Source organism: Metallosphaera sedula DSM 5348, from assembly GCF_000016605.1.
GTDB classification, from domain to species: Archaea; Thermoproteota; Thermoprotei_A; order Sulfolobales; family Sulfolobaceae; genus Metallosphaera; species Metallosphaera sedula.
This window is the reverse complement of record NC_009440.1, coordinates 2,022,218-2,040,712: the sequence shown is the minus strand read 5'-3', so window position 1 is coordinate 2,040,712 and position 18,495 is coordinate 2,022,218. Positions and strand designations below refer to the sequence as shown.

At 42.0% G+C, this 18,495-nt stretch carries 19 protein-coding genes; 5 read left to right on the top strand and 14 right to left on the bottom strand.

Translation table 11 applies throughout. The features are described from left to right. Nucleotides 1-35 precede the first annotated feature (35 nt). Nucleotides 36-1,241, top strand: a complete 1,206-nt coding sequence (locus MSED_RS10840) for an aminotransferase-like domain-containing protein (RefSeq protein ID WP_012022046.1) — start codon at nucleotides 36-38, stop codon at nucleotides 1,239-1,241. Here MSED_RS10840 and MSED_RS10835 read toward each other — a convergent pair. Next, nucleotides 1,236-2,075: an MDR/zinc-dependent alcohol dehydrogenase-like family protein gene (locus MSED_RS10835; protein ID WP_012022045.1), complete on the bottom strand. Its 840-nt coding sequence runs from the start codon at nucleotides 2,073-2,075 to the stop codon at nucleotides 1,236-1,238. The two genes, MSED_RS10840 and MSED_RS10835, sit on opposite strands and share 6 nt — an antisense overlap. A gap of 53 nt (nucleotides 2,076-2,128) precedes the next feature. Between MSED_RS10835 and MSED_RS10830 the strand changes: the two genes are divergently transcribed. Next, a complete protein-coding gene (locus tag MSED_RS10830; protein WP_012022044.1) occupies nucleotides 2,129-2,485 on the top strand; it encodes a hypothetical protein in 357 nt (118 codons plus the stop codon). Here MSED_RS10830 and MSED_RS10825 read toward each other — a convergent pair. Continuing rightward, the gene (locus tag MSED_RS10825) at nucleotides 2,462-2,848 is read right to left on the bottom strand and encodes a hypothetical protein (RefSeq protein WP_012022043.1); all 387 of its coding nucleotides are present in this window, start codon (nucleotides 2,846-2,848) and stop codon (nucleotides 2,462-2,464) included. The two genes, MSED_RS10830 and MSED_RS10825, sit on opposite strands and share 24 nt — an antisense overlap. A 64-nt stretch (nucleotides 2,849-2,912) precedes the next feature. On the opposite strand from MSED_RS10825, the gene MSED_RS10820 reads away from it, so the two are divergent. Together MSED_RS10820 and MSED_RS10815 are read left to right on the top strand one after the other, a co-directional pair. Further along, nucleotides 2,913-3,614 carry a DUF2192 domain-containing protein gene (locus tag MSED_RS10820; RefSeq protein WP_048060185.1) on the top strand — a complete coding sequence of 234 codons (702 nt, stop codon included), beginning with the start codon at nucleotides 2,913-2,915 and terminating at the stop codon, nucleotides 3,612-3,614. Nucleotides 3,615-3,648: 34 nt separating this feature from the next. Beyond that, nucleotides 3,649-4,551, top strand: coding sequence for a CBS domain-containing protein (locus tag MSED_RS10815; protein WP_012022041.1), 903 nt, complete (start codon nucleotides 3,649-3,651; stop codon nucleotides 4,549-4,551). Nucleotides 4,552-4,784: 233 nt separating this feature from the next. On the opposite strand, the gene MSED_RS10810 is transcribed toward MSED_RS10815, so the two are convergent. From MSED_RS10810 to MSED_RS10795, 4 genes are read right to left on the bottom strand one after another with little or no spacing between them, the layout of a single operon-like run. Continuing rightward, nucleotides 4,785-7,403, bottom strand: coding sequence for an ATP-dependent helicase (locus tag MSED_RS10810; protein ID WP_374108057.1), 2,619 nt, complete (start codon nucleotides 7,401-7,403; stop codon nucleotides 4,785-4,787). Nucleotides 7,404-7,445: 42 nt separating this feature from the next. Continuing rightward, the gene (locus MSED_RS10805) at nucleotides 7,446-8,834 is read right to left on the bottom strand and encodes a glycosyltransferase (protein ID WP_012022038.1); all 1,389 of its coding nucleotides are present in this window, start codon (nucleotides 8,832-8,834) and stop codon (nucleotides 7,446-7,448) included. Continuing rightward, nucleotides 8,831-9,412 (bottom strand): ParB N-terminal domain-containing protein, encoded by a 582-nt coding sequence (locus MSED_RS10800; RefSeq protein ID WP_012022037.1) that lies wholly within the window; start codon nucleotides 9,410-9,412, stop codon nucleotides 8,831-8,833. Before MSED_RS10800 ends, MSED_RS10805 begins: the two co-directional genes overlap by 4 nt. Further along, entirely contained in the window at nucleotides 9,354-10,046 is a 693-nt protein-coding gene (locus MSED_RS10795) for an endonuclease III domain-containing protein (RefSeq protein WP_012022036.1), read from the bottom strand. Before MSED_RS10795 ends, MSED_RS10800 begins: the two co-directional genes overlap by 59 nt. A gap of 64 nt (nucleotides 10,047-10,110) precedes the next feature. On the opposite strand from MSED_RS10795, the gene MSED_RS10790 reads away from it, so the two are divergent. Continuing rightward, nucleotides 10,111-10,374, top strand: coding sequence for a phenylalanine--tRNA ligase subunit alpha (locus MSED_RS10790; RefSeq protein WP_012022035.1), 264 nt, complete (start codon nucleotides 10,111-10,113; stop codon nucleotides 10,372-10,374). Here MSED_RS10790 and MSED_RS10785 read toward each other — a convergent pair. The 8 genes from MSED_RS10785 to cbiD are packed head-to-tail and all read right to left on the bottom strand — an operon-like array spanning nucleotide 10,356 to nucleotide 18,494. Then, entirely contained in the window at nucleotides 10,356-10,901 is a 546-nt protein-coding gene (locus tag MSED_RS10785; RefSeq protein ID WP_012022034.1) for a bifunctional cobalt-precorrin-7 (C(5))-methyltransferase/cobalt-precorrin-6B (C(15))-methyltransferase, read from the bottom strand. The two genes, MSED_RS10790 and MSED_RS10785, sit on opposite strands and share 19 nt — an antisense overlap. Nucleotides 10,902-10,903: 2 nt before the next feature. Continuing rightward, on the bottom strand, nucleotides 10,904-11,299 hold the full coding sequence (upsB, locus tag MSED_RS10780; protein ID WP_012022033.1) for a pilin subunit UpsB: 396 nt from the start codon (nucleotides 11,297-11,299) through the stop codon (nucleotides 10,904-10,906). Next, nucleotides 11,296-11,715 carry a pilin subunit UpsA gene (gene upsA / locus MSED_RS12600; RefSeq protein ID WP_080512781.1) on the bottom strand — a complete coding sequence of 140 codons (420 nt, stop codon included), beginning with the start codon at nucleotides 11,713-11,715 and terminating at the stop codon, nucleotides 11,296-11,298. The genes upsB and upsA overlap by 4 nt, the downstream gene beginning before the upstream one ends. Before the next feature lie 21 nt (nucleotides 11,716-11,736). Beyond that, complete coding sequence (gene upsF / locus MSED_RS10775; RefSeq protein WP_048060183.1) at nucleotides 11,737-13,278, bottom strand: membrane pilin protein UpsF; 1,542 nt, start codon at nucleotides 13,276-13,278, stop codon at nucleotides 11,737-11,739. A gap of 22 nt (nucleotides 13,279-13,300) precedes the next feature. Continuing rightward, complete coding sequence (locus tag MSED_RS10770) at nucleotides 13,301-14,731, bottom strand: type II/IV secretion system ATPase subunit (protein ID WP_012022031.1); 1,431 nt, start codon at nucleotides 14,729-14,731, stop codon at nucleotides 13,301-13,303. Between the two features lie 14 nt (nucleotides 14,732-14,745). Then, complete coding sequence (gene upsX / locus MSED_RS10765) at nucleotides 14,746-16,722, bottom strand: protein UpsX (protein ID WP_012022030.1); 1,977 nt, start codon at nucleotides 16,720-16,722, stop codon at nucleotides 14,746-14,748. A gap of 16 nt (nucleotides 16,723-16,738) precedes the next feature. Continuing rightward, nucleotides 16,739-17,383, bottom strand: a complete 645-nt coding sequence (locus tag MSED_RS10760) for a cobalt-precorrin-7 (C(5))-methyltransferase (RefSeq protein ID WP_012022029.1) — start codon at nucleotides 17,381-17,383, stop codon at nucleotides 16,739-16,741. Continuing rightward, nucleotides 17,346-18,494, bottom strand: coding sequence for a cobalt-precorrin-5B (C(1))-methyltransferase CbiD (cbiD, locus tag MSED_RS10755; RefSeq protein WP_012022028.1), 1,149 nt, complete (start codon nucleotides 18,492-18,494; stop codon nucleotides 17,346-17,348). The genes MSED_RS10760 and cbiD overlap by 38 nt, the downstream gene beginning before the upstream one ends. Nucleotide 18,495: the final 1 nt, after the last annotated feature.

Below are 18,495 nucleotides of genomic sequence, written 5' to 3'. Positions count from 1 at the left end.
CATAATAATAAAAGCCATATCGAACTATAGAATTTATGGGCAAATGGGAAGGCTTCTTCTCAAATGAAACCAAGGGGCTTAAGTCCTCAGAGATAAGGGACTTACTAAAGCTCACCGAGGGAAAAAATGTAATAAGTTTCGCTGGCGGTTTACCTGATCCCTCCACTTTCCCGGTAGAGGACATAAAAAAGATAACAGATGAGATACTTGAAACTAAGTCCTCGTCTGCACTACAATATACCGCAACAGCAGGAGTTGCGGAGCTTAGGAAACAGTTAGTATCTTTCTCGGGACTTAGGGGAATCACCGGGATAAGTGAAAATAATGTTTTCGTGAGCGTGGGGAGTCAGGAGGCCCTCTTCATCCTATTTAATGTCCTCGTAGATCCAGGAGATAACGTGATTGTGGAGAAACCCACTTATCTTACCGCCCTCAATGTCCTTCGTACCAGAAAGCCCCAATTTCATGGAGTTACTGTCACAGATAAGGGACCTGACCTACACGCTCTCGAGTCCCAGCTAAAGAAGCTGAAATCGGAAGGGAAGAGGATTAAACTCATGTATGTTATTCCCACAGCTCAGAACCCTGCTGGCACAACCATGTACCTGGATGATAGGAAGTATCTTATGGAACTTGCCTCCTCATATGACTTCTTGGTAGTGGAGGATGATGCGTACGGATTTCTGGTGTTCGAGGGAGATAACCCTCCCCCTCTCAAGGCATTAGACAAGGAGGGTAGAGTAATCTATCTTGGTACCTTTAGCAAGATCCTATCTCCAGGTCTTAGATTAGGATGGATAGTGGCCGACGAAGAAATAATAAGGGAAGTGGAGCTCTTCAAGCAAAACGTGGACCTTCACACGCCTTCATTGAACCAGTTTATAGCTGCAGAGGCCATAAGGAGGGGGGTAATACAATCTAACTTGCCCAAAACCAAGGCCCTCTACAAACAGAAGAGGGACTACATGATACAGGCAATGGACAAGTACTTCCCATCTGTAGTGAAGAGAACTAAGCCGGTGGGTGGAATGTTCGTGTTCACTTGGTTACCTGAGAAGTTCAATACCACTCAACTACTGCAAGAGGCTATGTTAAAGGGAGTGGCCTACGTGCCAGGTAATAGCTTCTATTACGACTATAGTGGGGCAAATACCATGCGAATAAACTTCAGTTTCCCCAGTAAGGAGGAGATAGAGAAGGGTATAGAAATCTTAGGTAATCTAATAAAATCTAAGCTATGAATTTCTGTTTAACTTTTTCATACTTACTATTATTCCAGGTTTCGAAGTAGGTATTGATGCAATTATATTGTCAGATTTCCCAATGAAGTTTTTCAATAATTTCTCGCTCTCTTTACTATCTAGATGCTTAAAGGCGTCCTTTCTCACAAACGGGTACACCATTTCGCTAGATCGAGGAGTCAAGGGTGGCCATGAATTCATAAACTTTGGAATAATGATTTTACCGCCTGGACTAATAAGCTTCTCTGCAAGATGTCTGGCCCATCCCCTAATGGTGGAGACAACAACGTAATCCCATGTTCTCTCTAACGCGGCACTTCTCTTAGACGAGGTATCATCGTCCTCAATTATTGCAAGGTCACTCACCAAATCTGCGAGGATCCTAGTGAGCAAACCATTGCCAATAGCGAGAACCGAACCGCCCCTAACTTTTTCCCTTATTTCGAGGGCCATGGAGACGAAGGGAAGCAGTAGGGCTCTCTCGTCCATTCCTTCAGGCAGGCTCACTAGGGAGTCCGCTGGTATTACAGCCCTTTCCGCTAATACACCGTGAATCTCAGTCCCAATACCACCAAAAGCCTTAGAGAAGGGAGTGACTAAAACTAATTTCCCTATGAGGGATTCATCAACATCAACTCCAACATCCCTTACTCTTCCTAAACCCACTCCTCCGAGAATAGTACCCGGTCTAACCCAAATTAGGCCTAGATATATCCCATTTTCAATTCCGTCTATGAGTGCTTCCTCAGTGGATATCTCTACAAAATTTCTGTTCACAGGTATTTCAGGCACTTCAGCTTCAATAATACCTTGGTTGAATACTATCGATTTCATTTAGGACAAAAGCAGTGATGAAGTTAATAGAATTAAAGTTAAACTACGTCTGAATGCGTGCTGTTCACAACATAAGTAAAGAGTGTAGGGAGAAAATAGTAGCACTTCTCCTGGAAAAGAGGAGTAAAAGTGAATTAGCCAGGGATTTGGGAGTATCTCCGGCCTCCATTGTCAAGTTTTACAAGGGGAGAACCCACGCAAGCGACTTGACGATACTAAGGGCGTTGAGCATTGCCGATGAGGAGGAGAAGAAGTATATAGCTCGTCTCATCGTGGATGACCTAGCTGAAAGCTTGCTGGACCTGCTATCGGAGAACCAGGACCTGCAATCTGAAAAACTGGATATCTTGAAAAAGGTTCTGGATGAAAGGGATAAAAGAAAGATCTTAACTTCTCTTGGCCTCGTATAACGGGCATGTAATGCAGAAGTGGGGGTATCTCTCTACCACCACATGTTTTATGTTGTCACTTCCAGCTTCAACGTATTCCGAGCTTAAACCTATCCTTTCCGGTTCACTTACATTCCACGCATTACATCTCCCGTTTATTGAGTGTCTGCAGGTTTTAGACTTCCATACACCTTGCACTTGTGCTACCCTTAACCACGATACGAAGTCCCAGAGCCTCTGCATATCCTCCTTAATCTTTTGGACGTTGTCGCTCTCCTGGTCTTGATGAAGTTTTAACTGTTCTTCGAGCTTCTTTATATCTAGTTCTATATCTGTGGGTGATATCAACATAATACTTGGCTTAAGATTATCCTCTACACTCATGATTACCTCATTCTCATAATATCCTTTTTAAGGCAGAATGCATAATAGTTCTTCGTGGCATGTGATGGTTAAGGAGCTCTATAGAGAGAGAATAAAGGTGCTAACTGACCTTTGGGGAAACATTCTAGATAACTGGGAAAACATGGACAGGAATTCACTTTTATCTCTGGTTCAGGAAGTTTACGAGAAAAATAATATAAGGCCATTTAGAGGCTTCAAGTCCACTAACCTTTACGAGAAGGAGCTCATTAGTATATTCGTGGTGGGGAAGGATGGGCTAGGGCTTTACGACGATTATAGACCGGTATTTGATAAGCTCCTCCCTCTTGAGGAAAAGTTCTACGAGGTGTCCAGGGCCATAATGGAGAAAGGTGCAGAGGAGGCCTATGCGCTTGCAGGGAACGACAAGGATGTATTGGCTAGGGCACTGAGGCTTATCTTCACGGAGGTTATCTTCTCGTTTTCCGACGAGACCAAGTTATTACAGGCCCTGAGGGTATTGGACTCTTCTCCAAATGACGCCATAAAGCATACAGCAAAGAGCTTTTCTAGATTCTACACAGCCTTCAAGCTAGCGGAGAGCTTAGCTGAGGGCCTGATAAGGGATAAAATGAATTACATAGCAATGAAAAAAGCCTTTGCCATAAGTTTAGGTATAGAGTATCCGTTGCCTAAATCGAGTTACGTAGCATTAATATCTAAAGAAGTCTTCAACGTTAGTCCAAAACTAATACGTAAAGTTCTAGAGGTTTCTGTTCAACCATAGATCTTTTTAAACAATGGTTGAATGATAATTAGGTATGCAAAATTTATCATCAACACAAAGGGAGATACTCTTAGCGTTAATTGAGCTCTATAATAGGCAAAAGAAAATGATCAAAAGCAAGGAAGTTGCCGACATGATAAGTAAGGACGAAGGTACTGTTAGAAATATCATTCTAAGCCTGAAGGTCCTTGGACTGGTGGACTCTAAGCCAGGTCCAAATGGAGGATACTTGCCAACATTGAAGGCCTACGAGTTCGTAAAGAACCCGAGCATATTGCCAATACTGGATAAGTTAAGTCTCTATCGTGGAAACGTGGAAACCGATGTTAAAGTGGAAAACATTGAACTCCTGGACATAACTAATCCCTCAGGGAATAGGGTCATCCTGAAAATCTCAGGAGATCCCAGGAAGATCAGGCCGGGTGATAGCGTTAGGGTGGGACCAACGCCTTACAGCAGGCTTGTTATAGAGGGTGTTGTGCTCAATGCAGAGGAAGAACGTAGGGAAATTATCATTGATGTAAAGAGAATGATAAGCATCCCAAAGGAAAAGGTAAAGAACATAATAGGGAAGAGGCTCGTCTCCTTGAAACCTAACATGTCTTTAAGGGATGCCTCGAGGATACTTCACAAGGAGGGGATAAGGGGAGCCCCTGTTCTAGACGAGTCAGGGAACGTCATAGGGATAATTACAACTGCAGACTTAATGAGGGCATTTTATGAGGGTAACTTCGACGCAACGGTCTCAGATTACATGAAGAGAGATGTGATAACCATAAAGGAGGAGGATGATATAATGGAGGCCGTTAAAAAGATGGTGACATATAATGTCGGAAGATTAGTGGTTATGGATGCCATTAACAGGGTCACAGGAATGGTCACGAGAACCGATATTCTGAAATCCATCGCTGGACTAGAGGGGTTATGGTCCATCTGAGGGAAAGATGCGGGATATTATACAAGAATAGATTCATTGAGATAGCGAATATTTCCTATTTTGATGATGAATTTCTAATGGATCCTGTAGAGTTATACAAGTACTTAGACGGACTGCAGGCAATAGTTCACTCCCACGAAGAAATATGTTACCCAAGCGGAAAGGATATGGAAAACATGCGAATGTGGAGGGTTCCGTGGATCATAGTGGGGCCAGATTGTATTAAGGGATTCTTACTCACTGACAGTGGTGTAGCTGAGATCGACATTGATTCCCTTCTCCCTAAGGAATTGAAGAACCTTATCATGCATCTTTCTTAGGAACTCTCTCTTGTCGCTGGCCAGTACTATATCACTATACTCCTTGGCTAGTATTTGATGTGCGAAGGGGCTTGGTATCGGGTTAGGTCCTATTACCTTGACCCTGATATCTCCCGCAATTATCCTCTCCAGAATCCATTTCGCACTATGGATATCCATGTAATCCTCTAGAATTTCCCTAAGAGTCTCTTTGAGTACTGGAAAATTGGGTATCTCCTTCACTACGTTTAACAGGACTTCAGAATTAATCTGCCTTCTGTCTATACTGGTCTCTCTCCCCTTATACCTTTTGAGAAGCATTAGGGACCTTTCAGCAGTATGTCTGAACCTTCGTTTAACCATCTCCGTTCTTAGGACTATGTTTCCTAGGAGGTCGTACACATCTTCAGGGTTAATCTCCATTAGGGCCTTGGCAATGTCATAGTCCCTCTTTTCACCTATGGTTAAAACGAAGCCATTGTCGGTTATGGATGTCCTAACGTCCATGTTGAGATCCGATCCGAGCTTCCACGCTATTATTCTTGAAAGCGCGTCCAGGGCTCTCCTCCCAAAGAGAGCGTGAAATATGAAGTTCCTTCTATCCTCCTCATCGTCGTAAATCTCAACAAGTAAGTTTTTGTCGTCAGGCACATATCCTTCAATGAATAGGTACTCCTCCAGGATGTAAGTATAAATAGACCTGGCAGCCGATTTGGAGACATCAAGGTAGTTCTCTATATGGGTCACTATCTCGTCCTGAGACTTACCGTCTCGAATCATTTGGGCTATCTTTCCTCGAAATGATGCAATTTCCATGGCCGACTCTATGGCAAGGGGTAACATTTCCGAAAACCAGCTCGGGACTGTAGGCCTCTGTCCCTCAGCGGGCTTTACAATGACCCTGTTCCCCTTGGAAAGAAGGAACTCGTAGGTTCTTCCACCTAGTATGAAGATATCGCCAGGGGATAGGATTTCCACGAACTCCTCTTCGAGGTTTCCTACGTACTTATTTCCCTCCGTGAAAACAGGTATCAGGGATTCCTCTGGAATTGTTCCGCTGTTCATGTAGAAGATCATCCTGCCACCCCGTTTCGGCCTAATTCCCTTATCCCCCATCCTTATCTTAGGGTACACGTTTTTGCTATCAAGTCCAAACTTTCCCAAAAGATAATCAACTATGGAATCAAATTCCTCCCTAGTTAGGTTGGAAAAGGAATAGGATCTCCTTATTGTAGAGTATAGCTTCTCTATATCCTGTTCACCCATTAGGGATGAGGCCAGTATTAGCTGAACCAGGACATCGAGGGGCTTTCTGGGTATGTGAACGTTATCTATCTTTTTCTCTCTGGCCAGTTTAGTTAAGATGGCACATTCAACTAAGTCGTCCCTGTCAACCACTATTACTCTTCCCTTGCTTACCTGTCTTATGTGATGACCTGCTCTCCCTATTCTCTGGAGTAACCTGCTCACACTCTTAGGACTACTGAGGAGAAGGACAAGGTCAATATATCCAATATCTATTCCTAACTCCAAGCTGGTTGACGATACAACAACCTTTAGCTCTCCGTTCTTCAATTTGTTCTCAATCTCTAGCCTGACATCTCTACTAAGACTACTGTGATGGGCACCGATTAGGTCAGCGTCGAATAGTTTCTCCTCCTCCACCATCTTTCTTATTCTATATGATACTCTTTCTGCAGCACTTCTAGTGTTAGTGAAGATAAGGGTAGTCCTATGCTTCTTGATTTCATCCAATATAGTTCTATATATACCCCTGCTCACCTCCTCCTCTGAGGAGTGAATAAGATCCCTCACGGGGGAAATTACCCTTAGGTCCATCCCCTTCAGAAATCTCGCATCCACTATCTTGCAATCCCTATCTCCCACTAGGAATTTCGCTACCTCATCTAGGGGAGAGATTGTGGCGCTTAGACCTATTCTGACTGGAGGTGCACTACTTAGGAACGACTCAAAGAGCTCAAGGAAACCGGAGAGATAGGCACCCCTTTTGCTTCCAGCCAACTCGTGGATTTCATCTACAACTATCCACTTAACGTCCCTGAGTTTTTGACTAAACTTGGGGGATACAAGGGATATTGCAAATGATTCTGGCGTGGTAATTAGAATGTGGGGTGGCCTTCTGAGCATTTTTTGCTTCTCGTTGGGCGAGGTATCGCTAGTTCTCACCGCTACTCTTATCTCCTGAGGTAAAGTTACTCTAGTTTTTATCTCTTCTAGTGGAATAAAAAGATTTTTATACATGTCATTGTTTAAAGCCCTCAAGGGAGAAATATATATGGCATACACCTTGTCTTCTAGGGCGTTATTCTCTGCAAGTTCAAGGAGAGAATCAAGAATGCCCACAAATGCCGCCATAGTTTTCCCGCTACCAGTAGGGCTAGAAATAAGGACGTTTTGATTTGCCTTTATTGTTGGTATCGAGGCCTTTTGCGGGGGAGTAAAGGATCCATATTTCTCCCTGAACCACTCCGCAACATATGGTCTTAGGAGCCTAAAGACTTCTTCGTCACTGAACTGTTTTGCTAGAGAAATCATTCAGTCTACTTCAAAGCGACCTAGAAAAAAAGTTGAGTTCTAAAGCTCTCTTTTGAAAGTTGCGACAGTGAACAGATACCCCATGGAGTAATAAAGGAGCCAAAGACCGGTTACTGGGGCTCCGTGTATAAGATAGATAATGGAGGATGTTAAGAACAAAATGCCAAAAAGAAGTACTGGGTACTGGATCCATGTATCTACTTTGACTCCCTTAGGAGTGACAACGTATTTCCTGTTCTTCCTTAGACCAGATAGAAGCCCCACTAGAATAAAGGGTGAAATAGCCACAGTGTAAGATGAAACCTTTCCTAAGGCCCTCATAGCCTCTACAAGTTTGTATCCTTTTCCCAATGCAGTCTTTATGAAATTGTACCCATAAATCGAAAGCGAAAGAATCCAGATGAGGATTATGGGAGTTCTCAGATAGTCGTAAACGTGATTTAGTCCCAATAAGGACATTAATGCTAGTCCCAAAGCTGCTAAAAATGTCAGGCCTATGGGAACATACTGAAGAAGGAAAATTAGAATGTCAATCTTCTGCTTTAAGGATATATTTCTGCTCATTATCTCCTTAAATCTCCTGGTTAAAACCTCTATACTTCCCATGGCCCACCTAGTTTGTTGCACGTAAAATGCCACGAGATTATCTGGGACTTCTACGTAGACCGGAGAGGTAGAAGAGCAAATCCTTTTCCCATTCTTAATCAGCCTAGCCCCTATTTCTAGGTCGTCTTGGATCATTGAGGGATCCCATGGTCCTACCGATTCGATTGCATCTCTCTTGAACATTGTTCCGCAACCCACGGGAAAGATCCTGAGATTACTGTTGTCCCTTCCGTTCAGAAGGGCTGTATCTGCAATAACGGTTGAGATCATTATTCCCTTGGCGAGAGTAGAATATGGCTTCTGTGAATATCCAATCCAGTTCATGGTTACAGCATCGCATCCGTGTATTCTTAACCTATTGAACGCCTTTATCAGTGAGGTTTTCTCTAACCTGGCATCTACATCGAGGGTAATTATTAGGTCTCCGCTAGATAAGGAGTATGCATAGGCTAAAGCCCCACTCTTGTAACCTACCTTTTTCTCTCTTCTAACGATCTTGACTTTGAGCCCTTGTGGTATCGAGATTTTTCTGATGAGATTTTCAAAATACTCTGGAGAGTCATCGGAAACTACAATGATCTCAAGCTTGTTTTTATCCCATTCTACTGTAGCTAAATTATCCAGCAAGCCCTGAAGCGTCTCTGGTTTTTCTCCCTTAATAGGGACCAAAACTGAAAGGGAAGGTAATTCCTCGGCGAAGAGTGGCTCTAGACTATCCCTAAATTTCATGCCATTACGAAACAATATGTATTGGTAAAGCAAAAGGAAGCTAGGAATAATAAATATGGCAGTAGTCAGAATTGCTTGTATCAATGGATTCATTGTAGTTTTACTCTATCCTTGGGGATAATAAAATCATATAGATGTCTACTGCTCTTGGGAGGTAGTCTGGTCTCCTTGCTTGCTATTTTCAGTATTATCTCCTTGGACAGATTAGGTGGTTTATATCCTTCGCTAGGATTTCTCTCCACTTGTACCCCAAATCTCCTTAAACTCTGTTCTATGAGCTCAAGTTTCCAGTACGCCTCAAAGTGGGATCTAGAGCAGATTTTGGACTCGATCTGAATACATACGTCCCCCTCAGATTCCATCGATTTTAGATACAATTTGCTTACGCTGTTCAGGGTTAATTTTCTATACCAAATCCCAACACTAATCCTAGGGTCTAGATAATCCACGTAGTATATTGGTATTCTTTTGTATCCAAGGGCTGAGAGAGCCTCCCATCTATGATGACCGTCAATTATTAACAGAGTCCTATGGTCAACGATTATGGGGACTACGGATTTGGTCTCCCTTATCGAAATAATGGTTTCAGCGAGTCTGTTCTTCAGGATATCCTCATGAGGTTTCAGGTCCCTGGGATCCACGTAGTCTAGCGTAATACTCGCAGCAGTCATTAAGTACACAAGTGTCACATTTAGGTTTAATTGCTTTGCATGTAGCTCTACCGTGAGTAATGAGTAGTAGATGTGCCCTCAACCTGAGATTATCCGAAACTTCTCTCCAGAACGAACTTACCTTGTCATAGTTTCCATCAATACCAAGCCTTTTCGAAATCCTGAAGATATGTGTGTCTATGGGGAACACTGGATAATCTCTGCAAGTTATTAATAAGACGTCTGCAGTCTTCTTCCCAACGCCTGGGAGCTCCACCAATTTCTCCCTAGCCTTTGGTAACCCTAGGTCAAGTACCTTGTTGATATCTCCACCATACTCATTCAAAATTTTCGTTGACACTTCCTTAATCACCTTAGTCTTGTTATTGTGAAGGCCGACCTTTCTAATGCACCTCTTTATCACCTCTGGATCGGCTCTACTAAGCCCTTCGGCAGTTATTCCAACCTCTTTATCCAGTTCCTCGTACGCTTTCTTGGCTCCCTTATCTGTGGTATTCTGGGTCAAAATGGTCGCTATAAGGACCTTGAAAGGATCCCTAGTTTTCTCCCATATTTCTATCGCCAGGAAATCCTCAGATTTAATCTTGTAGGCTCTATCTAACCTACTTACAATCTCCTTTCCTTCACACTTCAAAAGGTTCTCGAGAGTAATTTCAGGCCTTCGGCTTATAAGTGCTCTTAGATTAACTCAGATACTGATGTATGAACTAAAATTGGTGTTAGAGGCAATTTCGGACGGCGCATTAAATCCTGGAGAGGTAGTGGTAAAGACTGGGTTACCAAGATATGAAGTGTTGGCAATATTCCATGTCTTGGAGGGAATCGGACTTGTCGAAACCATTTACTCTAAGGGATCCCATAAGGTGTACAGGCTAACTGATAAGGGAAAGGAAGTGCTCGAAGGTCTTGAAAAAGGAGAAATATTGGAAGTTAGAACAAAGGCTCAATCTTTAGAGGCGTAAAAGATATATACTGGATTTCTTGCGATAAACGCTCTGTATTTTCCTAGTCTTTCTGCTTTGCTTACAAATATCTGAATTACATCGAACTCATGAAAATTTTCCTCCAGGGCTTTGGAGATTTCTCCTAAGGACTCCAGCGTGAAAGCGTTAATAACTATCCTACCTCCCTTCCTTAAAAGGGAGTGAGCAAGTTTCACGGTTCCACAAATGTTTTGAGTTCCTCCTATAAAAACAGAATCAAACACTTCTCTAGTTGAAAAGAAGGGAAATTCAGCCTGGACAAAATCCACGTTATTGGCAAGCTTTCTGCCTGGAGATCTCGAAATGTACTCCTTGAGATCCAAGGAGACAACGTAACATCCAAACCTCTCCAGGTCAACTGCGATGGCCCCAGTACCAGTTCCGACTTCAAGGACCCTACATCCTGGAAAGACTTTCAATTTTGAAATAGATACCGCTCTTATTTCCTGTCTCGTTGGCCCAGGAATATCTGACTCGAAAAAACTATCATCAGTGAGTGGGAACATTATCACTCAATGAAATATTGACCGTTAGCATTTATTATTAGGGGACCTGTTACAGTTACATTTCCCACTAAACTGGAGAGGGATATCATTGTGCCAGCTGACAGCTCTTGATTGGTTTCAATGATCTTTCCATCAACTATTACGCTTTCAATATGAACATTTATTTTCCCGTAATTAAACAGAAATATATCATTTGAAAAGTTTCCTATTTTGATAATCCTTATCTTCATCTCTGAGGAGAGGATTTCATTGTTTATGACCGAGTTCACAGTGCTCTTTTGCGTGGAGCTAATCTGATGATAGAAATAAAATAGTGGACCACTCATGGCCAAAACTATCAGTGCAACGATTAATGTTGAAAAAATTTCTGAAACTGCTTTAGATATAGCTCTCCTCATTGGCTCACCGCCAGTACATTAGAGACAGTATCGTATAGTTGTCCATTAGGGCTCTGTGCCACCACAATGACGGAATAGTAGTCCCCTGGGATAATGTTTGATACTTGGGATATGTTCTGAATCTCCTGTCCAGGCTCTATCACGGCATTTACAGGTATTTCTTGGCTAGTATTATTCCCTACTATTTTGATATATTCAACATGAAGTGCAACATTTCCTTGATTCTTTAGGGTATATTGTAGGAACCCTATGTTTGAGGAGGAGAGAAGATCATATTGTGTATATAGATTCTCATTAGTTGACAGATTGCTGAATAATCCCTTACTGTATCCATAGAGTAGCCCCCCTAAAGCTAGCGTTATGGAAATGATCAGGATAGTACCCAGGATAGAGGAGACCCCTTTTTTCTGTTTCAGGTCGGATCACCTAATCTAGTGTCAAGATAATAATCCTGGAGGGAGGATTGAAAGTAATATCGATATTAACGTCACAGAGATGTATACCACAGGATTTAGGAAGGTAAATTTACTTAGCTTAGTGTATAACAGGCTTAATGTCAAGCTATAACCTAAATTCAATAGGCCTAGAGTGGAAGAAGAGAAACTGGAAATTGTTTCAATTGAAGTAGTGGAAAACCAGAAAAGTACGGGAGTAATAAGCGCAAGAATATTGAACGTACTCAGTTCTCTTTGTAGCTTAGTCCTGGATAATGTGATCGAATATATCATGTCGCTCAGTTCCTGGAGCACCCTGACTCCTTCTCCACCCTTCCTGTCTAGGATGTTCAATAGCTCCACGATAAACTTTACCTGTTCGTTCTGAATAGATCCAAAATAGATATTGTTTCCCATCCCAATCTGTTTCTTTACGTTATCAAAGAACTTTACAGTTGGTTTGTGTAGGCCTAGTTCATCGAAATTTATTCTTTGAATAGATGCCCTAATTCCATATCCGAGCTTAGTGAAATCGCCTATCTCTCTTAATATGGTTGGAAAATCGGCGAGAATACTCTCATCTCTCTTAATTACTAGGTAGGAAGGAAAGAGAATCAGCTGAGTTGCAAGGAACGTTATGCCTACTCTGAGCAATAGATTGAATGGTAGAGCCAATAGTGCAGTGGACAGAAGTAAACCAACCAATTGTAATTTCCCAATTTTAACATGGATACCCATGTTGGGTTGGGACACGGATATCCATAGGTAAATGAGAGGCGCAAATAGTAACGGTATTAAAAGAATCTCACCATTATTATTACTAGATAATCCCTGAAACCCTATGGCTACTAGGGGGACTAAGAGGAAGATGGAGAAAATGACTTCAACTATCTCGGAGGCCTTTGAAACATAGTTGTTGAAGGCCTCCCTTATGTTTCCTAGCAAGTCATTAATGAACTCCAGCGACCTTTGACCCATGGTTACGCCTAAAAATTGGCCTGAAAGCGAAGACGAGTATAACTTTACTATTAAGCCAGTTCTGAGATTCTTTATTCTCCTCTGAATTCCATCGAGAAATGATTTACCATGAAATATGCCATACCTCTGTATAATTTCAAACTCTTTCCTGAAGGCAATGAACAAGGAACTCTGGTTTACATCGTTGAATGTTTCGTAAAGCCCCTTTCCCAGTGACGCATTGAGATATAGAAGAATTGAAAATGGAAGTAGCTCTAGATTTAACCTGGATAAATATTCCATCTTGGAGGCTAGTATATAGATAACAGGAAGTAAATAAACTAGAACTGGTATAATTAATAGGGGAACAAAGTATATCCCCATGTGCCATACTAGTATTCCAATGAGAGACAATGAAATTAAAAAGATTAAGAATGATCTATTTGAAAGATTTTCCACTCTTGAGATACTTCCTCCATACACTTCAATGTTCTGCCTTATGAGCCTGAGGAACAAGTTAAAGGGATGAATCGTTGATAATAGCGGGAAATATCTTGTCCTGTCTAAGAACTCAAGGAACCTGCCCATCCTTAGGGTAATATTCTTAAATTCAAATCGTACTTTGGACATTTAGACCCCTCTCCCTGTAGAATTTGGCTATCTCTGCTTGAATCATCTCGTTGTCTGCAATGTTCTCAGCTATCAACTTCTCTATCACATTTTTCCTTCTCTCCAGTTCGTCAAGGATATCGGACTTGCTTAACCCATACGAATCCGAGATAAACTTTAATTTAGTGGAAATTTTTAATAGCTCACTGAAATTATTTGGCTTATATATTTTATCCTTGAACGACCACCACACTATTTTTCTGAATTTAGTCTTGCCGTTGATCTTTTGCGTCTCATATATTGCATTTATAGCCTTAATTATTCTACCGTTTTCATCGACTCTCCTTCCCACTAGAATGAAGCCCCACACATTATTCAGGAACATTATGGCAAGCTCCTTAGGAAGCAAGCTTACAATCCTAGTTACGACGTCACTGGGTTTACCCCCATGAAAAGTGCTTAGTGACGCGTGACCCGAGGATGAGGCGTGAATGAGGGTCTCAATCTCCTTCCCCCTCACTTCACCTATGATCAGGTAGTCTGGCCTATATCTTAAGGCTAGTCTTGATAGCTCACCAATGGTGACGTCATACGTCGAGACTAGGGATTGCCTTGAAAAGAATCTTATCCAATTTTTCCCACTAAGGTTAAGCTCAGGCGTATCCTCAATACTTAGGATCTTTGCGTCTGGATTAGCGAAGTTTAGCAAGGCATTCAGAAATGTGGTTTTCCCTGAACCTGTGGACCCCACTATCAGATAAAAGGGTTTGTAATCTAGCAAGAACCATAGATAGGATGCAATCTCGACGCTGAGAGAGTTACCTTTAATCAGCTTAATTAGGGATATGGGAGACACAGGGAATTTCCTTATATCGAATGTGGAACCTGGGTTCGAGATCTCATTGGATACGGTGGCAGCAACCCTGTGACCTTCTGGGAGAGAAAATTCGAGATAGGGTCTAGCAATATTAACGGATTTACTTGATTTTATTGCAAGTTTTTCTATGATCCTAAGTATATCTTCCTCCTTGGGCAAAACTATGTTGGTGTATAACCTCATATAATTGGAATATTTTCTATGAATTACGGTAAGCGGTAAGCCTGGACCCATACACTCAATTTCCTCCACCTCAGGATCCATCACAGGCACAGTTATTTCATCATAAAGTATTCTCTTTTTAAATATATTCAGTATCTTTTCATTTAATTCTGGAGATATATTTTTCGTTTTCAGTATTTCCAGTAGCTTATTCTCCGCGTCTGAGACGGATGTTGAGGAAAAGTAAATCTCATCCATTATGGAGGATATGGCCGATGACTCCTCACGGGAAATCCTTGGATCCTCAACAATGTAGAGTCCCTGTCCATCCTCGTCGATGATGGAGACCTTACTTCCCATTACATTATATTCCTCAAGGAGTGTTCTGCTCATCAAGGATAGTCGTACTAAAAAGATAGTGGGAGTGCACCAATAGTTTCGGTCGTCTGGGATAAGGCTTTTGCAGACCTTACCGCTGTAATTAGACCTAGCCTTATCGAGTCAAACATGAAAGTTTTTTCCATAGTAGTATTCCCTATAAACAATCTAATTAGAATTGTATTATATGCTGGATCTAGGGGAAATATGATTTTGGACCTAAACCCCGTGTAAACATGGGTCGCATAGTAAACTTGAATGATAGTATCTAAATTTACTACTGGCGTGACACATAGTTGATTCCCCTCTATCTCTATTTTAGGATCACCTATTAGGTCTTCGGCTCTTATTAGGACTGATCCCTGCTTAACCGAAAAGTTGATACGTTTACCTAGTCTATTTTTAGAGTTTGTTGTAAAAATATGAGATATCATCACGGGCTGATTATATGTGGGGATCACTCTCATGTTATCCCATGTGAACATTTCTCCCTCATACCTGTCCACATCTAGTATGACGTGGCCCTTTTGAATTTTAATCCTTCTCGCTTTTTTAGGTTTCTCGACTCCGATCAGAGGTACGATAAACTGGGCCTTCGATATGCTCTTGCCTTCAAGTCTTAGGTCGAAGTTCACGGGTATAGCATCGTTTTCATGCCACCCTATCCTTAAGGGGATATACAGTTCCACCTTATTCGAATCTATCTCAATATCTTTGGACATTGACTCAATAGATATAAATAATTTCAGTTTTGCTTTGGGTTTTCTAGATAACACTATTTTTCCAGACAATATCGCGTTCCCATCTCCGTTCTTAGTTTTACCATTTTGCTCTGCAACATATATTTTTCCATAAAACATGATTTTAATTGGTGAAACGGCCAGTTGAACCTTAAGAGGAAGCGATAAGAATTCTGAACTTATGACAATCTCCTCTTTTCCGTCATCCCCAAGGTACTCTAAGGTCTCTGTCACATACCCATTCTCAACTATACTGCCAACGTTAATCAGTTTTTCACTTTTCTCAAGGCTGTACCCCGCTGGATACTTTATGATAACCCCCTCTGAGAATTTCGATATCTCAGGATCATAACCATTCACCAAATCTAGCTTAAACAGTTTAGTCCCAGTGAACACTACCGCCTTCCTTAGCCCTATGCCCAATACGCTTTCCTTGAACCTATACCTCAGAGATAAATCCTGGTCAAATATCAGCGCCTTCCTGCGTGAAACTATACCGAGGAAATTTTGGCTTCCATCGCTCTTTAGTACATCTATACTAGTTTCAAGATCCCGCCATGCACCCTGAAAATAGTACCTTGCCACTCCATTGCAAGAACCCAAAATCCATCCGTGTCCCTTAGAGATTAGATCAAAGATGCCGTTACAAATTCCTATTATTCTGTCATTGGAGAGTATTCTATTTCGTAGGTCGGTGTATAGGACCTCACCTTTCTGAACTCTCAGAACAATCCCCTCTACGGGGATGTCTTTAGACGCCCCATCCCATGTGTAGAGTGTAGTAAATCCATTATTCACCAACGAGAGGCCAAACCTCGTAAAACCTATGGCCTTTACCCCCTCATGAGTAAAGACCTTACCAGCAACAAATACCACTGCCTTATCCCTTTTAGCCAAGAACGAAAGACTTAGCATTCTCCTGAATGAACTGTATTCTTCACCATTAAAGATGAATTTATTCTTAAATTCAAGTATTGGAGATTCGTGTCCATCAACTATCACGTAATGCACAGACCACGCCTTTGTACATTCCTCCTGCTCGCACTTAGTAATCTTCTCTTTCTCGCCATCAATCTCCACTAGATGGTTTCCCCTCTGAAACTTCCACAAATTACTGGATACTGTTACCTTATCATTTATCTCAATTCTTGGTTGAACCAGTGCCGAAGTTAATAGGATAAACCTTTCATCGTTTTTCATGAAACTTACGTCGATACCACTGGGCACAAATAACGATTCAGCAAATTCTATTTCGGGTAGCTTCACATCATTGTCTGGTAATTTAATTCACGGAGGGTGAGATGAAAATTACCTTGAGCCCATTATCGTTTAGGTCAGTGAGCTCCAACATTTTTCCATTTATTACTCTTTCGTTCTCTAGTGATAGATTAAGACAGACGGAGACTTCCATCTTTTCAGGCCTCGTAATATACAACAATAATTTTCTCAGACTATCCCCTACCGTTAGCCCCGGTTCTGGGAGGAGGAAAACGCTCAACCCAAGACGTAATACTGCATCCACTTTCTCATAATTATATCCATATCTTATAGAGATAATGGCACTATTAGTTATCTCCCTGTGTATTAGTGAGGCACACTTCTGGATAGAACTGATTCCTGGCTCTATTTCATTATGTGGAAAGAATTTTCCTATTCCAGCTATCATTGGATCTCCCGTTGACAGGATCAAGGTTCCTTTCTCTGCTTCGACGTTTTTAATCATAGAGTAGAACTTGGAACCCTCCTCAAGTTCAATGAGTTCAGCGTGAGTGAAAGGTCTTACTGCACTCAGAACTCTCCTCGTAGCAATTATTTTCCTAGCATCGCGCAAGTTATTAACTAGCTTCAAGGTAAAGTAGTCGGGGCTTCCCGGCCCAGCCCCTATGATCTTAGGCCAAGAATTTCTCTGACCCGGTTGATAATCCAACTATCTCCCCTTCCATGTTTATTAGAATGCAGTATACCTTTGCCTTTCCTTCAATAAGGTTATGGGAGTTAAGGGATATCTTATCCGCTATTTCATTAAATATCTCCTTGTAGTCATAGTCTTTCAAAATGGCAATAGCTTCATCCGTAGTTTTAGCGTTGATTAGCCTGAGGATATCGTCGTGTTTAACCCCGTGCTTGGCTGCGTAGGCAGTTATTATCTCTAATCTACCATCCCCATACTTATAGTGGGAGTTCCATATGCCTATGGCGCTCTTAATTAATTTCCCCACATGCCCATAGAGCAGAATTTCCTTGAATCCTCTCTTCGCCGAAGCCTTCAACATACCTCCCGTGAATATGGCCATTTGAACTATTGACCTGGAATCAACGTTGAGCTTTCTCCTGGCGCTGGTCTCACCTATATTCCCTGGTACCAGTACAACCTGATCTATCCCATAGGTTTTTACAATATCTAACTGCTCCACTAGGGAAGCGTACCAGGACACGAGGCTCATAGGCTTCACCACCCCACTGGTTCCTAGGATGGAGACTCCTCCCTCTATCCCAAGCTTAGGATTGAAGGTCCTCCTTGCGATTCTCTCTCCTTCTGGAATTATCACCTCTATTTCTGCCCCAAAATTATCCCCGAGAACCTCCTTTAGATTGTCGATTAGTTGTTTCCTAGGGACTGGGTTTATGGCAGGTTCTCCAGGGTTCACAGGTAACCCCTTACTGACCGCCTTTCCAAGCCCCTTACCTGTCCTCACCACTATGTATCCCTTGTCGTCATTCAATCTCATTCTTACCACTATTTCCATTCCGTTTGTGTCATCCGGATCATCGCCACCGTACTTAGTTACTGAGGCTACGCACCACTCTTCCTCCATTTTTACGTAATTTAGCGGAATCTCTATTCTGAGTCCAATGGGGGTTGACACCACTACCGCCTTCTTAATCTCTCCAGTTATGGCATAGGCACAAGCCTTAGCCGCGGCCGCAAGAGCGGTTCCAGTCGTAAATCCCATCTTGAGGATTTTTCGCTTGGCCGATTTAGCGTTGGACAGTGAGGGTGAGCTTGGCTGATAGTTTAGCGGTATTCTTACACTCAAC